The following is a 14528-nucleotide window of genomic DNA, read 5'->3' on the forward strand; positions in this document are numbered from 1 at the left end:
TGTGCTGGGTCCGGTCTTTCCGGACCGCTAAAGCTCCGTGTCCCCGGGCCGTAATAGGCCAAACGAAAGACGGAGGATGAATGTTCGCCGCAGTCCCTCACCGCATGTTCCCGTATGTGAAGGAAAGTTTCATGGGTCCGGAAGAAGCAGAAGGTACCGAACCGCTTGCCCACGCTGAACTGTGGGGTGGATTGGAGCGCGACCTCGAACGCCTGCAGGGGCTGCTGGACGGAGCGGTGGAACAACTGCGCCGTTCCTTTACGAGCATGAGCGAAGCCATGAATTCCGATCCGGCCGGCGAGCGGTTGCGGGAGCGGTTCTGCGACGAGGCCGATCGCGTCATAACGTGCCTGCAGTTTCACGATGTTGCCTCGCAAATGATCTCGAACATGCGCGGACGGGCGGAACTGCTCGAGATTGCCGCCTTGACCGCCGCGCCGGGAGCCATGGCCGAAGCACGCTCACGACTGCTGGCAGAGGCGCTGCAACTCTCGAAGCGACGCCCGGACGTGGATTGCGATCGCAGCGGCGACGTGGATCTGTTTTAGCGATGGTCAGCCACGCAACAGGAACCGGAGGCGGCGACATGGGAAAGAAAATTCTGACGGTGGACGATTCGCCGACGATGCGGCAAATGGTATCGCACACGTTGCGTGGTGCTGGATACGAAGTGATCGAAGCCGAAGACGGAGTGGACGGCCTGGATAAAGCAAAACGCGAGCTTGTGCAACTCGTTCTAACGGACCAGAACATGCCGCGCATGGATGGCCTGACGCTGGTGCAGAGCCTGCGTGCGTTACCGGACTACAAGACGGCGCCGATTCTCGTGCTGACCACGGAATCCGGCGACGAAATGAAAGCAAAAGGCCGCGCGGCCGGCGCCACCGGCTGGATGGTGAAGCCCTTCGATCCGCAACGGCTGGTCGACGTGGTCAGAAAAGTTCTCGGTTGAGCGGAGACGGATGCCATGAGCACGGATATGAGCCAGTTCTACCAGATCTTCTTCGAGGAGGCCGCCGAACTGCTGGCCGAAAAGGAAAACCTCTTGCTCGGGCTGGATCTCGATGCCCCCGATTCCGAGCAACTGAATGCGATCTTTCGCGCGGCGCACTCCATCAAGGGCGGTGCCAGCACCTTCGGTTTCACCGACATGACCGAAGTAACCCACGTGCTCGAGTCGCTGCTCGACCGGATACGCAAGGGCGAAATGAAGCTGACCGGACTGATGGTCGACGCCTTCCTGAACGCGGCAGACGTGCTCAAGGCGCAGCTCGCAGGGCATCGCGATGGCGTCCATCCCGACCCCGCAGCAGCACAACGGATTTGCCAGGCGCTGAAACGTCTGGCTTCCGGTGAACAACCCGCCGCGCCAGCGGAAGTACAGGTCCAGGAACTTGTATCGCCCCTCCACGCGTCACAACGAGCGCCCACCGCCGGACCTGTGGCAGAGCAGATATCCGCGCCGCAGGATGTAAGGCCCGTCCAAGGACAGGTGCCCCGCTACCAGATCGAATTCACACTGGCCGAGGGTGTCCGAACTGCAATGGTGAACAACCTGCGCGCCAATCTTTCCGCGCTGGGCAAACTCGATGCGCTCAACGAGCCAGCCGCGAGCGTGGTTTCTGGCGCTTATGCTTGGCGGCTGGAGACGGACTCTTCGGAAGAAGATATATGGGAGGCGCTGGCCTTCGTGGTCAATCCCGCTGCGCTTAAGATCGAGCGTGAAGGCGTTGTCGCGCAATCCCCGTCCAAGCCGAATCCGGCGGATACCGATTACGGATTTTTCGAACCTTTGTATGACGCGCTGGTGCCGCCGAAGGAAGCGCCCGCCGCGGTCGCCACCGCTTCGATCGCACAGGTTGCGGAGGTGCCAGAGCATGCCACGTCCGCAGCCGCCGAGCCCGCGGCGGCTGGCCAGCCGGTGAAATTCGGTCGCCGGGAAAGCGACAAGAACCCGGCTGCACCAAGTCTCGACGCGACCTCGATCCGCGTCGGCGTCGAGAAGGTGGATCAGCTCATCAACCTGGTTGGCGAACTGGTGATTACCCAGGCGATGCTTGCCCAGACCGTATCGAAAATTGATCCCGTCCTGCACGAAACGCTGGTCAAGGGAATTGGCCTTCTGGAGCGCAACACCCGCGATCTGCAGGAATCGGTCATGTCCATCCGTATGATGCCGATCGGCTTCGTGTTCAGCCGCTTCCCGCGCGTGGTCCGCGATCTCGCGTCCAAGCTCAGCAAGGAAGTGGAACTTAAGACCGTCGGTGAGGGCACTGAATTGGACAAGGGGCTGATCGAGAAGATCGCCGATCCGCTGAATCATTTGGTGCGCAATTCCATAGACCATGGCATCGAAGCTCCGGAGAAGCGCCGCAGTGCCGGGAAGCCTGCCAAGGGCACGATCACGCTGCGCGCCTTCCATCATGGCGGCAACGTCGTCATCGAAGTATCCGACGATGGCGCCGGACTGAACCGCGACAAGATCCTGGAAAAGGCACGCAGCCGCGGCATGGCGGTCTCGGACGCAATGTCGGACCAGGAGGTCTGGCAACTCATCTTCGAGGCCGGATTCTCGACGGCGGAAGTGGTGACGGACGTTTCCGGTCGCGGTGTCGGAATGGACGTTGTGCGCCGGAACATCCAGGCCTTGGGAGGCAGCGTCGAAATCGATTCCGCGCTTGGAACGGGCACCCGCATTTCGATCCGGCTGCCGCTCACGCTGGCCATCCTTGACGGCTTGTCGGTCACGGTGGGAGACCAGCTGTTCATCGTCCCGCTCACCTACATCGTCGAATCTCTGCAGCCGAAGATGGCCGACGTCAAGTCTGTTCGCAACCAGGGAACGGTGGTGCACGTGCGCGGCGAGTACCTGCCGGTCTTGAAATTGCACGAAATGTTCAATATCCAGCCGAAAGTTGCCGATATCGAAAAAGGAATCATGGTGATTCTCGAGTCGGACGGCATCAAGAAGGCGTTGTTCGTGGACGAACTGATCGGTCAGCACCAAGTGGTGATCAAGAGCCTCGAAACCAACTTCCGCAAGATCAGGGGCATCTCCGGAGCCACCATCATGGGTGACGGCAAGGTGGCGTTGATCATCGACGCCGGCGCAGTGGTGCGAGGGACGAAGCAGGAGTTGCGTGCAGTGGCGTGATCGAGTGCGCGCGCCGGTTACTTCAATCAGCGAAGGAGACAGTCAATGAGCCAGGCGACACAAGGCGGGTTACCCGACAATGGCGCGAAATCCGCATCCGCGGTGGCGTCCACGGGAAGCGAATTTCTCACTTTCACACTCGGCGCCGAGGAATACGGCGTGGATATCCTCAAAGTCCAGGAGATCCGCGGTTACGACGCCATCACCAAGATCGCCAATGCGCCCGAATTCATCAAGGGCGTCGTCAACCTGCGCGGCATCATCGTGCCGATCGTGGACATGCGCATCAAGTTCAATCTGGGCAATGTCGAATACAACCAGTTCACCGTGGTGATCATCCTGAACGTTTCCGGACGGGTCGTCGGCATGGTGGTGGACGGCGTCTCGGACGTGATCATGCTCTCCCCTGACAAGATAAGGCCGGCGCCGGATTTCTCGGCCCAGTTCGACATCGAGTACCTGATCGGCCTGGGCACTGTGGACGAGCGGATGCTGATCCTCGTCGACATCGAAAAGCTGATGAACGAGCGCGACATGGCGCTGATGAACGAATATGCCGACGCAGCGTGAACATATCCTGAGAGACGCAGGCCAACCAGCTCGCGATCGGCGCCTCCGACGTGGCGGCGGAGAGCCTGGAAGAACAGGCCCAGCACCTGGCCGACGCGGTGTTGATCTTCAAGCTGTCGCAGGCCTCGGCGAGCTGGGACGGCAGGACCGAGCGTCGCGGGCCGGATCGGCCCCACAACGTCGAGCGGATGCCGGTCAAGGCGGTCGCGCCCAAGGCTCCCGAACACAAGGTCCTTGCCAAGCCAGCCGGGCGCAAGCCGGCGGCGGAGGCCAAGGAGCAGGGGAAGAAACCAGTGGAAAAAGGAACGGTTCATGTCCGCATTTTTAACACTTGAGATTTTGAAAGGAGCCTGAAATGAAGCTGTCCAATTTGAGAGTCGGTATCCGCCTGGGGGCGGGGTTCGGCACGATCCTAATTTTTCTGATCGCAGTGATCACGATCGGGATGGTGAACATGGGGCATCTCCAGGATCGGATGGTGGAAATCGGCCACGTGAACGCAGTGGAGGCGGAGCTTGCGGCGTCGATGCGCGGCAACATGCTGAACCGGATGATCATCCTGCGCAACCTGGCGCTGCTTAGCGACATGTCCGAGATGCGGCCCGAGGCCGATCGTCTAAAAGAGCTCGGTGCAAAGTACGCGGAAACAGAAGTCGAGCTTAACAAAATGTTCGCCGACTTCAACGGCACAGACTTCGAAAAGACTCTGATGGCCAAGATCAAGGAGACCGACACGGCCGCTTTGCCTGTGATGACCAAGGCGGCGGAACTCGGCCTTGCCAACAAGGCTGATCAAGCCACCCGGGTCCTGATGGGGGAACTGCATCCGATGCAGGTTAAATGGCAGGGCCAACTTACCGAACTGGTGGATTTTCAACACAAGAGCAACACCGAGGCGATGGCCGCTGTGGAGAAAGCCTATGCCAATGCGCGCCTGCTGATGTTCGCGCTGGGCGGAATAGCGCTGTTGTGCGGCGCCCTGATGGGATTTTTCATCACCCGCAGTCTGCTGCGGCAGTTGGGGGGTGAGCCGGCGTATGCGCAGGAGATTGCGCGTCGCGTGGCCGATGGGGATGTCTCGACGCTGATTCAGGTGCGCGCGGGCGACAGCGCGAGCCTGGTGGCGACGATGAAGACCTGCGCATCAAGAACGCGCTGGACAAGTGTACGACCAACGTGATGATCGCGGGCGCGGATAACCACATCGCGTACATGAACGATTCGGTGAGCGAGATGCTGACCCGGAACGACGCCGAGATCCGCAAGGTGCTGCCGCAGTTCGACGCGAGAAAGCTCATCGGCGCGAACATCGACGTGTTCCACAAGAATCCGTCGCACCAGAGGAACATGCTGGCGAACCTGCGCGGGGCCTACAGGACCGAGATCAAGGTGGGGCCGCTTTCCTTCGGGCTGATCGCGAGCCCGATTCTGGACGACAAGGGCGGCCGCGTGGGCACGGTGGTGGAGTGGAAGGACCGCACCGCCGAAGTGGCGGTGGAAGAAGAGGTGGCGGGCATCGTCAAGGCGGCGGTGGAGGGTGACTTCACCAAGCGCATCGCGATGGAAGGCAAGGATGGCTTCTTCAAGCTGCTGGGCGAGAACATCAACCAGTTGATGCAGACCAGCTCGGTGGGCCTGAACGAAGTGGTGCGGGTGCTGGCGGCGCTGGCGAAGGGCGACCTGACCGAGAAGATCAGCAACGAATATCACGGCACCTTCGGGCAGTTGAAGGAAGACTCCAACGCCACGGTGGACAAGCTCACCGAGATCGTGGGCCGCATTCGCGAGGCCACCGACGCGATCAACACCGCCTCCAAGGAAATCGCCTCGGGCAACACCGATCTGTCGCAGAGGACCGAAGAGCAGGCCTCCAGTCTCGAGGAGACCGCCTCCTCGATGGAAGAGCTGACCTCCACGGTGAAGCAGAACGCCGAGAACGCCAAGCAGGCCAATCAGCTCGCGATCGGCGCCTCCGACGTGGCGGTCAAGGGCGGCAACGTGGTGGGGCAGGTGGTGCAGACCATGAGCTCGATCAACGAGTCGGCCAAGAAGATCGTGGACATCATCAGCGTGATCGACGGTATCGCCTTCCAGACCAACATTCTGGCCCTGAACGCGGCGGTGGAAGCGGCGCGCGCCGGCGAGCAGGGCCGGGGCTTTGCGGTGGTGGCCACCGAAGTGCGCAACCTCGCGCAACGCTCGGCGGCGGCGGCGAAAGAGATCAAGACGCTGATCGAGGACTCGGTGGGCAAGGTCGACACCTTTGCGGAGCGCAGGAGTTCCCAGCGCGCCACCAACGTAGAGCGGCTGCCGGCCAAACCGGCACCCAAAGCAGCCGAGCGCAAGACAGCCGGACCCCGGAGTAAAGTCGCGGGCGATGCGGCCGTTGGCAAGAGGTAGGAACGGAAATAAGGCGGCACCAAGCTGCGCTTTCCGAAACCGATGACGTTTGGACACCGGAGGATGCCGATGCATTTACCCAAGCCTCTATTGCAGATAAAAGACCTGCTGATTCCGTTGATGGCGGCCGTGGCTTTGGCATGGGCCGGCTGTGACGATACTGGCCAGTGATCCAAAACTATAAGGGTGTTTCGCCGCAACTGACAGGGCAGACGGCCAATAAACCTGGTGGCGCGATCGAATCGAGCCGCAACGAGAACGCAACACGGCGCAATTTCTGAACGGATCTCATGGGTGCAGCGGAAACCGCGGTTACGGGGGGCGATTTCGAATTCACCGATCGTGATTTCGAGAAGGTATGCAAGCTCATCTATGCTCGAGCCGGCATATCGCTCAAGGAGACCAAGCGCCAGATGGTGTACAGCAGGCTGGGTCGACGGCTGCGCATACTCGGACTTGCGCGTTTTGGCGACTATCTCGACCGGCTCGAGGCGAGAAACGACACTGCGGAATGGGAGGAGTTCACCAACGCCCTGACCACCAACCTGACGGCATTTTTCCGTGAACAGCATCATTTTCCGGCGCTCGCGGAACTGCTGCAACGTGCAGCCGCACGCGCAAGTATCACGTTGTGGTGCAGTGCCAGTTCGACCGGGGAAGAGCCTTATTCCATGGCGATGACCACGCTGGATACGCTGGGCCGGCAGGCGTCGAAGGTACGCATCCTGGCCACCGACGTGGACACCAATGTACTGGATAAGGCGAAAGCGGGTATCTACCCGATGGAGCGTCTCGAACGCCTGCCTGAAGGATATGCGAAGCGTTTCTTTCTGAAGGGCGCCGGTGCCCAGGACGGCTATGCGCGCGTCAGACCCGAACTGCGCGAAATGATTACCTTCAGGCAGATCAATCTTCTCGATGAGCAGTGGTCGATCCGTGGGCCACTGGACGGCATCTTCTGCCGCAATGTCATGATCTATTTCGACAAGTCGACTCAACGAGCGATTCTCGAACGGTTTCATCCGCTGCTGCGGCCGGATGCGCTGCTGTTCATGGGGCATTCGGAAAGCCTGCACCATGCCACCGACCTGTTCCGGCTGCGCGGAAAGACCGTGTACCAGCCGCTGCCCGGGCGCAGGCATGGCTGAGAAAACAACGCCGGATGGATTGGCGCGCAACAGCTATTTCGATCCGACGCTGAAGCGGGCGGCGGTGAAGCTGCTGCCGGGCGAATACCACGTGACGACCGAAGATCTGGTGCAGGTCACGGTGCTAGGCTCTTGCGTTGCGGCTTGCATTCGCGATGTCACCAACGGCATCGGCGGGATGAACCACTTCATGCTGCCTGATGCCGGTAGCGGCGAGGCTGACCGTTTCGGCAGCACCGCCCGCTATGGTGTGCACGCGATGGAACTGTTGATCAACAGCCTGCTAAAACTTGGTGCCAAGCGCCACAACTTCGAGGCAAAGGTATTTGGCGGCGGAAACGTGATGCGCAGCCTGAATCACTCAAATGTGGGCGTGCGCAATGCGCAGTTCGTTCTCGAATTTCTCGGCAATGAAAAAATACGGGTCGTTGCACAGGATCTCGAGGACATTTACCCGCGCAAAGTCTATTTCTTTCCGCACGACGGCAAGGCGCGGGTCAAGAAACTGATGAACATGCACAACAGAACGCTGTTCGAGCGTGAGGCGGACTATACGTCCCATTTGCGGCAAACGACCGACACCGTGAGTGGCGGCGACATCGAATTGTTCGGTTAGGAGAAAAAATGCAGAACAATATGCAGACCGTGGCGAGACAGAGTGCGGCTGGAAGCCGTATCCGTGTCATGGTCGTGGACGATTCGGCCCTGGTGCGCAAGCTGCTCACCGAAATCGTCAACGGACAGAAAGATATGGAGTGTATCGGCGCGGCCGCCGACCCGCTGGCGGCGCGGGAGATGATTCGCGCACTCAATCCCGATGTGCTGACACTGGACGTGGAAATGCCGAAAATGGACGGCCTGGATTTTCTGGAACGGCTGATGCGGCTGCGGCCGATGCCGGTTGTGATGGTCTCCACGCTGACCGAGCACGGCTCGGATATAACACTGCGCGCGCTGGAACTGGGCGCGGTCGATTTTGTGCCCAAGCCCAAGCTCGATATCGCCAACACCTTGCGGGACTACAGCGCTGACATAGCCGACAAGATACGCACGGCGGCGGCGGCCCGAATCCGACAACCGGGGGCAAAGGCTGTCGCAAGCGTGGCACTGCCGCCGCTCGGCAATCGTGTTGCCTCAACCGAAAAGCTGCTGATTATCGGTGCCTCCACCGGCGGTACCGAGGCGATCAAGGAGGTGTTGGTGCAATTGCCGCCGGACAGCCCGGGTATTCTGATTGCGCAGCATATGCCGGAGGGCTTTACGAAGTCGTTTGCCGATCGACTCGACAAGATCTGCCGCGTACGTGTCAAGGAAGCAGTGGATGGAGAGCGCGTGCTGCCGGGCCACGCGTTCATTGCGCCGGGACATTCTCATTTGCTGTTGAAGCGCAGCGGCGCGAACTACGTGACGGAACTGTCGCAGTCGCCGCCCGTAAACAGGCACCGCCCGGCGGTGGATGTGCTGTTCCGTTCGGCGGCGCAGTGCGCGGGGAAAAACGCGATTGGCGTGATCCTCACCGGCATGGGCAAGGACGGCGCGGTCGGCATGCGAGAAATGCACGATGCGGGCGCCTACACCTTTGCCCAGGACGAGCAAAGCTGCGTGGTGTTCGGCATGCCCAAGGAAGCCATCGCGAGCGGTGGCGTGGACGAGATAGTGCCCATTCAGGACATCGCGCGACGGCTACTCGGGCGACTGGGTGCAATGGGGACGGCTGGCGTGCGCGTCTGACTCAGAATTTGCCGCTTGAGTCCGGTGCCGGGCAAAGGTAGGCTTCGACGCGAATCTATTGTTGTGATGCGAGGCCATGCGTTATTTCCCGTTGCTGTTGTTTCTTCTGCCGTTGACCGCCGCGGCGCGCGAGTGGGTGGAGATCAGCGCCGATGCCGAATCGGCGTTCTATTTCGACCGCGACAGCCTGAAGCGCGACGGCGATATCGTCGAAGTCCTGCTGCTCTGGAACTTCCCTGAAGTGCAAGTGACGCGCCGGCCGGTCAAGCCATATCTGTCCGCAACACGGCTGACGCGTTACGATTGCAAAACGGGCGGTCGCGCCAATGTCGAATCGACGCTGTACCGCGAAGCCATGGCAAGCGGAGAGGTAACCGAGGTTTACCGCACGCCGGACGCGGAAATCCGCTTCGAATGGGTGAATCCGCAAGCGCCCGGAGGGGAGAGCATGCGTCGCGTCTGTGCGGCCGCTGCCAACTGATCGCGCGACGTGCCGAGTCGGGCTTGGGGGCTCGGTTATAATGGCGCGCCCGCGTCATTCCGGAACCCAATGCTTCAGGCCTGTGAGATCGAATGTGTTCGCGGCAACCGGCGTCTTTTCCGCAATCTGTCTTTTCGACTGGAAGCGAATCAGGCGTTGCGCGTCGGCGGCGAGAACGGCAGCGGCAAGACCAGCCTGCTGAGAATGGTCGCCGGCCTGTCCCCGGTCGAATCAGGCGAAATCCTCTGGAAAGAGGGCCGGATCGCCGCGTCGGGCGAAGACTTCCGGCGCGATCTTCTCTTCCTCGGCCACGCCAACGGGTTGAAGGACGATCTCACCCCGATCGAGAATCTGCGCCATGCACTGGCGCTTGCCGGCATGAAGGTCGGCAGCGCGGCGTTGCGTAACGCGCTCGCCGAACAGGGGCTCGCTGGCGTGGCAGACCTTCCAGTCAAACTGCTGTCTCAGGGACAGAAGCGCCGGGTTGCGCTGGCGCGGCTCTGGTTTTCCGCGCCCAAACCGTTGTGGGTGCTGGACGAGCCGTTTGCCGCACTCGACACCGCATCCGTCCGGCGGACCGCGGCAGTCGTCCTTGCACACTTGCGCGGCGGCGGCATGGTGTTGTTCACGACGCATCAGGAAGTCGAGTTCGCCGGTGCGCAAGTGCAGTCGGTCGAATTGGGGGCGCAGTAATTGGACGCAACGGCGGGCGCCGCCTGCCGCGCCGTCGCAGCCCGCGATCTGCTGATCGCGGCGCGCCGTCGCAGCGATGTGCTCACGACGTTCCTCTTTTTTGTGATCGTCGTGAGCCTGTTCCCGCTCGGTGTCGGGCCGCAGCCGGATACGCTGCGCGAAATTGCGCCGGGGGTGGTGTGGGTGGCCGCGCTGCTCGCCGCGATGTTGTCGCTGGCGAGGATGTTCGGTGCAGACTACGCCGACGGCACACTTGAACAGCTGGTGCTGACACCGCAGCCGCTGACGCTGCTGGTATTGTCGAAGGTGCTGGCGCATTGGCTGACGACCGGTTTACCGCTGGTGCTGATAGCGCCGCTGCTGGGGCTGCAATTCGATTTGCCGGGCGATGCCCTGGCGACGTTGCTGGTGTCGCTCCTGATCGGGACGCCGGCGCTTTCGTTGGTCGGTGCGGTCGGCGCGGCATTGACGCTGGGCGTGCGCGGCGGCGGTGCGCTGACTGCGGTGTTGGTGTTACCGCTTTATGTGCCGGTGCTGGTGTTTGGCGCGGGCGCCGTGACGGCATCGGCAACCGGTATGGGAGTAGCGGGACACTTGTCCCTGCTGGGCGCGATGTCGCTGGCTGCGCTGGTGTTTGCGCCATGGGCAGCCGCAATGGCATTGAGAATTTCACTGGAATAGATTCGCGACATGAACTGGTTCAAGTATTCCTCGCCCCAGACTTTCTATACGCTAGCCGGAAGAATGGTGCCGTGGTTCATGGGCATCGCCGTCGTCCTTGGCCTGATCGGCCTATATATAGCGTTCTTCGCCGCACCTACGGACTTCCAGCAAGGCGATGCGTATCGGATCATCTTCCTTCACGTGCCGGCAGCCTGGATGTCGATGTTCATCTACGTGGTGATGGCGTTCTGGGCCGGCATCGGCCTGGCGTTCAATACCCGGCTGTCGTCGATGATGGGCCATGCGCTGGCCCCGACCGGCGCCCTGATGACCTTCATCGCGCTATGGACCGGCGCCTTCTGGGGGCGGCCGACCTGGGGCGCCTGGTGGGTGTGGGACGCGCGCCTGACTTCCGAACTGATTCTTCTTTTTCTGTATCTGGGTTATCTGTCGCTGGTTGCCGCGATCGACGATCCGCGCCGCGCCGACAAGGCGTCCGCGGTGCTGGCGCTGGTGGGTGCCATCAACGTGCCGATCATTTATTTTTCGGTCAAATGGTGGAATACGCTGCATCAGGGTTCATCGGTCAGCATTACGCGGGCGCCGAGCATGGCCAGCATCATGCTGACCGGCATGCTGGTGATGGTGTTCGCTTTCTGGGCGTATTCGATCGCTGCCGCGTTGATGCGGGTGCGCTGCGAGATCCTTGATCGCGAGCGCAACGCCGCCTGGATGCGCGAGCTTGGTCATCAGTAAACGGCATCCCAAAACCGAAACAAGTCTAAATGCTCATGTCCGATTCTGAATTGATTTTGAGGAAAAAGTATGCAGTGGGATAGTGTTTCGGAGTTCCTGGCCATGGGCGGTTATGGCTTGTACGTATGGGGCGCCTACGCCGTGACCGCGGCGGTCATCGCCGCCGAAGTGGTCACATTGGTACGGCGCGCCAGAACTCTGCGCGTGCAAGCGGGTCGTAGTTCGCATGCGCAATCCGATTGAATGTCGATGAAACCCCGCCATAAGCGCATCGCGCTGATCGTCGCCGGCCTGGCGGTTTTGGGCATTGCGGCAACGCTGGTGTTGAGCGCCTTCCGCAGCAATCTGGTTTTTTTCTTCACCCCGACCCAGGTGGCCGCACACGAGGCACCGCAAGGGCGCAATTTCCGCATCGGCGGCCTGGTTGAAAAAGGCAGCGTCAAACGCCAGCCCGACGGCGTGACCGTGCGCTTCGTCGTGACCGATACTGCGAAGAGCGTACCCGTCCTGTTCACGGGCATCCTTCCCGACTTGTTCAAGGAAGGCAAAGGCGTCGTTGCCCAGGGCAAGCTCGGAGCAGACGGGGTGTTCGCCGCCTCCGAAGTGCTGGCCAAGCATGATGAGAACTACATGCCGCCGGAAGCCGCCGACGCCGTCGAGCGCGCAAACAAGGCGATGCACGAGTCGCAGAAAACTCTGATTCAGAAGCCGTAAACGGTAAATGCCAATGCCCAATGACCGATTGGTCTTGTATGTCAGTCACCCACTTCCGGCCAACTCGCTGTTGACGAGCCGCGGATCGCGCGCCGTCCGGCCTTTTCTGTTCACAATTCACTGTTCACTGGTCACTACCTTATGATTCCCGAACTAGGGCATTTCGCACTGATCGTCGCGCTCTGCATTGCACTCGCGCAGGCGATCCTTCCGTTGGTCGGCGCCGCGCGCGGCGACGTCATATGGATGAGCGTCGGCCGGCCGGCGGCTCAGGGCCAGTTCGTGTTCGTGGTCATCGCCTTCGCCTGTCTGGCGTATTCCTTCATCAGCAACGATTTCTCGGTGCTCAACGTGGCGACAAACTCGAATTCCAGTCTGCCGTGGTTCTACCGCTTTGCCGCAACCTGGGGCAGCCACGAAGGTTCTCTGCTGCTCTGGGTGTTGATGCTGACGGTGTGGATGCTCGCGGTGAGTGTGTTCAGCCGCCATTTGCCGTTGGAAATGGTGGCGCGCATTCTCGGCGTGATGGCGTTGATTTCCGTCGGCTTCCTCTTGTTCATGCTGTTTACCTCCAATCCGTTCCAGCGGTTGCTGCCCGCCGCGCCCGATGGCAACGACTTGAATCCGCTGCTGCAGGATCCCGGCATGGTGATTCATCCGCCGATGCTGTACATGGGTTACGTCGGATTTTCGGTTGCATTTGCGTTTGCCATCGCCGCGTTGCTGGGTGGAAAACTCGACGCCACCTGGGCGCGCTGGTCGCGCCCGTGGACGACCATGGCGTGGGTGTTCCTGACCGTCGGCATCGCGCTCGGCAGCGGCTGGGCGTATTACGAACTCGGCTGGGGTGGCTGGTGGTTCTGGGATCCGGTCGAGAATGCGTCGTTCATGCCGTGGCTGGTCGGTACCGCGCTGGTACATTCGCTGGCGGTTACCGAGAAGCGGGGCGGCTTCAGGGTGTGGACCGTGCTGCTTGCGATCATCGCTTTTTCATTGTCGCTGCTGGGAACCTTCCTGGTTCGCTCCGGCGTGCTGACTTCCGTGCATGCCTTCGCGACCGATCCGGCGCGCGGCGTCTTCATCCTCTTCTTCCTGGTCATCGTCATCGGCGGTTCGCTGGCATTGTTTGCCTGGCGCGCCCCGCGCGTGGGCTTGGGCGGGAGCTTCGAGTTGATGTCCCGTGAATCGGCATTGCTCGCCAATAACGTGCTGTTGCTGGTGGCTTCTGCGTCGGTCATGTTGGGCACTTTGTATCCGCTGTTCCTCGATGCGCTCGGGCTCGGAAAGATTTCCGTCGGCCCGCCTTATTTCGAAGCCGTGTTCGTGCCGCTGATGACGCCGGCACTTTTCCTGATGGGCGTGGGCCCGATCGCGAAATGGAAGCAGGCGCGTGTGCCGGAGATGGCAGCGCGGCTGAAATGGGCTTTCGTCATCGCGCTGATCACGGCGCTGCTGCTGCCGTTCACCCTTGGAAAGTGGACACCCATGATCGCCTTCGGCCTGTTGCTGGCCTCGTGGGTGGCGATCGCCGGTTTCGTGAACCTGAAGCAGCGTGTGGCGTTATTGCGCGCGAGCAGCGGACGCAGCTTCGGCTCCCAATTGGCCGCCATTCCGCGTGGCTATTACGGCATGCTGCTGGCGCATCTGGGCGTTGCCGTTTTCATCACCGGCGTCACACTGGTAAAGGGTTACGAAACGGAAAAGGATGTACGTATGCAGCCCGGCGACACCGTCGAGGTCGGCGGCTACACGTTCCAGCTTGATGGATTAAGCCAGGTGCCGGGACCGAATTACGAGGCGACGCGCGCCACGATAACGGTAGCCAAGGGCGGGGAAAAAGTACGCGCGCTGTATCCGGAGAAGCGCTTCTACCAGGTCCAGCAAATGCCGATGACCGAAGCGGCAATCGATACCGGTCTGACCCGGGACTTGTACGTATCGCTCGGTGAGCCGGTCGACGGTGGCGCCTGGGTTGTGCGCATCTATCACAAGCCATTCGTGGACTGGATCTGGGGCGGCGCATTCCTGATGGCGCTTGGCGGCATTCTGGCCATTTCCGACAAACGCTATCGGCTGGCGCGCAAAGCCGAGCGCGAAGCGTCTGCGGCTGCCAGCGTTGTAATAGCCTGACCGATGGGTCTGCCGTTCACCATTCCCTGTTCCCCATTTACCGTTCACTATTCACCGTTTAAGGCGAAGCACTTATCCCTGAAGGGAC

At 61.1% G+C, this 14528-nt stretch carries 16 protein-coding genes and 1 pseudogene; all 17 read left to right on the top strand.

Translation table 11 applies throughout. From position 1 onward, the window contains the following. Window positions 1-80: 80 nt before the first annotated feature. The 17 genes and pseudogenes from HY067_15110 to HY067_15190 all read left to right on the top strand — a co-directional run bounded on the left by HY067_15110 (window position 81) and on the right by HY067_15190 (window position 14440). Window positions 81-548: a hypothetical protein gene (locus HY067_15110; GenBank protein MBI3529285.1), complete on the top strand. Its 468-nt coding sequence runs from the start codon at window positions 81-83 to the stop codon at window positions 546-548. Between the two features lie 38 nt (window positions 549-586). Then, window positions 587-952, top strand: coding sequence for a response regulator (locus tag HY067_15115; GenBank protein ID MBI3529286.1), 366 nt, complete (start codon window positions 587-589; stop codon window positions 950-952). A gap of 15 nt (window positions 953-967) precedes the next feature. Beyond that, the gene (cheA, locus tag HY067_15120) at window positions 968-3154 is read left to right on the top strand and encodes a chemotaxis protein CheA (protein ID MBI3529287.1); all 2187 of its coding nucleotides are present in this window, start codon (window positions 968-970) and stop codon (window positions 3152-3154) included. A 45-nt stretch (window positions 3155-3199) separates the two neighbouring features. After that, window positions 3200-3724 carry a chemotaxis protein CheW gene (locus HY067_15125; protein ID MBI3529288.1) on the top strand — a complete coding sequence of 175 codons (525 nt, stop codon included), beginning with the start codon at window positions 3200-3202 and terminating at the stop codon, window positions 3722-3724. Window positions 3725-3774: 50 nt separating this feature from the next. After that, a complete protein-coding gene (locus HY067_15130; protein ID MBI3529289.1) occupies window positions 3775-4059 on the top strand; it encodes a hypothetical protein in 285 nt (94 codons plus the stop codon). Between the two features lie 20 nt (window positions 4060-4079). Further along, window positions 4080-4904, top strand: a complete 825-nt coding sequence (locus HY067_15135; GenBank protein ID MBI3529290.1) for an MCP four helix bundle domain-containing protein — start codon at window positions 4080-4082, stop codon at window positions 4902-4904. Window positions 4905-5476: 572 nt separating this feature from the next. Next, window positions 5477-5983: pseudogene (locus tag HY067_15140) on the top strand (methyl-accepting chemotaxis protein). A 431-nt stretch (window positions 5984-6414) separates the two neighbouring features. Beyond that, complete coding sequence (locus HY067_15145; protein MBI3529291.1) at window positions 6415-7272, top strand: chemotaxis protein CheR; 858 nt, start codon at window positions 6415-6417, stop codon at window positions 7270-7272. Continuing rightward, window positions 7265-7888, top strand: coding sequence for a chemoreceptor glutamine deamidase CheD (cheD, locus tag HY067_15150; GenBank protein ID MBI3529292.1), 624 nt, complete (start codon window positions 7265-7267; stop codon window positions 7886-7888). The genes HY067_15145 and cheD overlap by 8 nt, the downstream gene beginning before the upstream one ends. Before the next feature lie 20 nt (window positions 7889-7908). Continuing rightward, a complete protein-coding gene (locus tag HY067_15155) occupies window positions 7909-9003 on the top strand; it encodes a chemotaxis response regulator protein-glutamate methylesterase (protein ID MBI3529293.1) in 1095 nt (364 codons plus the stop codon). A 76-nt stretch (window positions 9004-9079) separates the two neighbouring features. Continuing rightward, on the top strand, window positions 9080-9484 hold the full coding sequence (locus HY067_15160; protein MBI3529294.1) for a hypothetical protein: 405 nt from the start codon (window positions 9080-9082) through the stop codon (window positions 9482-9484). A 69-nt stretch (window positions 9485-9553) separates the two neighbouring features. Further along, window positions 9554-10177 (top strand): cytochrome c biogenesis heme-transporting ATPase CcmA, encoded by a 624-nt coding sequence (ccmA, locus tag HY067_15165; protein MBI3529295.1) that lies wholly within the window; start codon window positions 9554-9556, stop codon window positions 10175-10177. Continuing rightward, the gene (gene ccmB, locus HY067_15170) at window positions 10178-10858 is read left to right on the top strand and encodes a heme exporter protein CcmB (protein MBI3529296.1); all 681 of its coding nucleotides are present in this window, start codon (window positions 10178-10180) and stop codon (window positions 10856-10858) included. Window positions 10859-10867: 9 nt separating this feature from the next. Beyond that, window positions 10868-11596, top strand: coding sequence for a cytochrome c biogenesis protein CcsA (ccsA, locus tag HY067_15175; protein MBI3529297.1), 729 nt, complete (start codon window positions 10868-10870; stop codon window positions 11594-11596). Window positions 11597-11665: 69 nt separating this feature from the next. Continuing rightward, a complete protein-coding gene (gene ccmD / locus HY067_15180) occupies window positions 11666-11839 on the top strand; it encodes a heme exporter protein CcmD (GenBank protein ID MBI3529298.1) in 174 nt (57 codons plus the stop codon). Window positions 11840-11845: 6 nt separating this feature from the next. After that, entirely contained in the window at window positions 11846-12310 is a 465-nt protein-coding gene (ccmE, locus tag HY067_15185) for a cytochrome c maturation protein CcmE (GenBank protein ID MBI3529299.1), read from the top strand. Window positions 12311-12451: 141 nt separating this feature from the next. Beyond that, complete coding sequence (locus HY067_15190; protein ID MBI3529300.1) at window positions 12452-14440, top strand: heme lyase CcmF/NrfE family subunit; 1989 nt, start codon at window positions 12452-12454, stop codon at window positions 14438-14440. Window positions 14441-14528 lie beyond the last annotated feature (88 nt).

Source organism: Betaproteobacteria bacterium, from assembly GCA_016194905.1.
In the GTDB taxonomy this organism is placed as follows: Bacteria; Pseudomonadota; Gammaproteobacteria; order Burkholderiales; family JACQAP01; genus JACQAP01.

What these genes read in the sequence shown, in the direction of transcription:
- HY067_15155 (MBI3529293.1), top strand. Translation starts at nt 7,909, where the DNA reads ATGCAGACCGTGGCGAGACAGAGTGCGGCTGGAAGCCGTATCCGTGTC.
- HY067_15135 (MBI3529290.1), top strand. Translation starts at nt 4,080, where the DNA reads ATGAAGCTGTCCAATTTGAGAGTCGGTATCCGCCTGGGGGCGGGGTTC.
- HY067_15115 (MBI3529286.1), top strand. Translation starts at nt 587, where the DNA reads ATGGGAAAGAAAATTCTGACGGTGGACGATTCGCCGACGATGCGGCAA.
- cheD (MBI3529292.1), top strand. Translation starts at nt 7,265, where the DNA reads ATGGCTGAGAAAACAACGCCGGATGGATTGGCGCGCAACAGCTATTTC.
- ccsA (MBI3529297.1), top strand. Translation starts at nt 10,868, where the DNA reads ATGAACTGGTTCAAGTATTCCTCGCCCCAGACTTTCTATACGCTAGCC.
- HY067_15145 (MBI3529291.1), top strand. Translation starts at nt 6,415, where the DNA reads ATGGGTGCAGCGGAAACCGCGGTTACGGGGGGCGATTTCGAATTCACC.
- HY067_15160 (MBI3529294.1), top strand. Translation starts at nt 9,080, where the DNA reads ATGCGTTATTTCCCGTTGCTGTTGTTTCTTCTGCCGTTGACCGCCGCG.
- ccmA (MBI3529295.1), top strand. Translation starts at nt 9,554, where the DNA reads ATGCTTCAGGCCTGTGAGATCGAATGTGTTCGCGGCAACCGGCGTCTT.
- cheA (MBI3529287.1), top strand. Translation starts at nt 968, where the DNA reads ATGAGCACGGATATGAGCCAGTTCTACCAGATCTTCTTCGAGGAGGCC.
- HY067_15110 (MBI3529285.1), top strand. Translation starts at nt 81, where the DNA reads ATGTTCGCCGCAGTCCCTCACCGCATGTTCCCGTATGTGAAGGAAAGT.
- ccmE (MBI3529299.1), top strand. Translation starts at nt 11,846, where the DNA reads ATGAAACCCCGCCATAAGCGCATCGCGCTGATCGTCGCCGGCCTGGCG.
- HY067_15125 (MBI3529288.1), top strand. Translation starts at nt 3,200, where the DNA reads ATGAGCCAGGCGACACAAGGCGGGTTACCCGACAATGGCGCGAAATCC.
- HY067_15190 (MBI3529300.1), top strand. Translation starts at nt 12,452, where the DNA reads ATGATTCCCGAACTAGGGCATTTCGCACTGATCGTCGCGCTCTGCATT.
- ccmD (MBI3529298.1), top strand. Translation starts at nt 11,666, where the DNA reads ATGCAGTGGGATAGTGTTTCGGAGTTCCTGGCCATGGGCGGTTATGGC.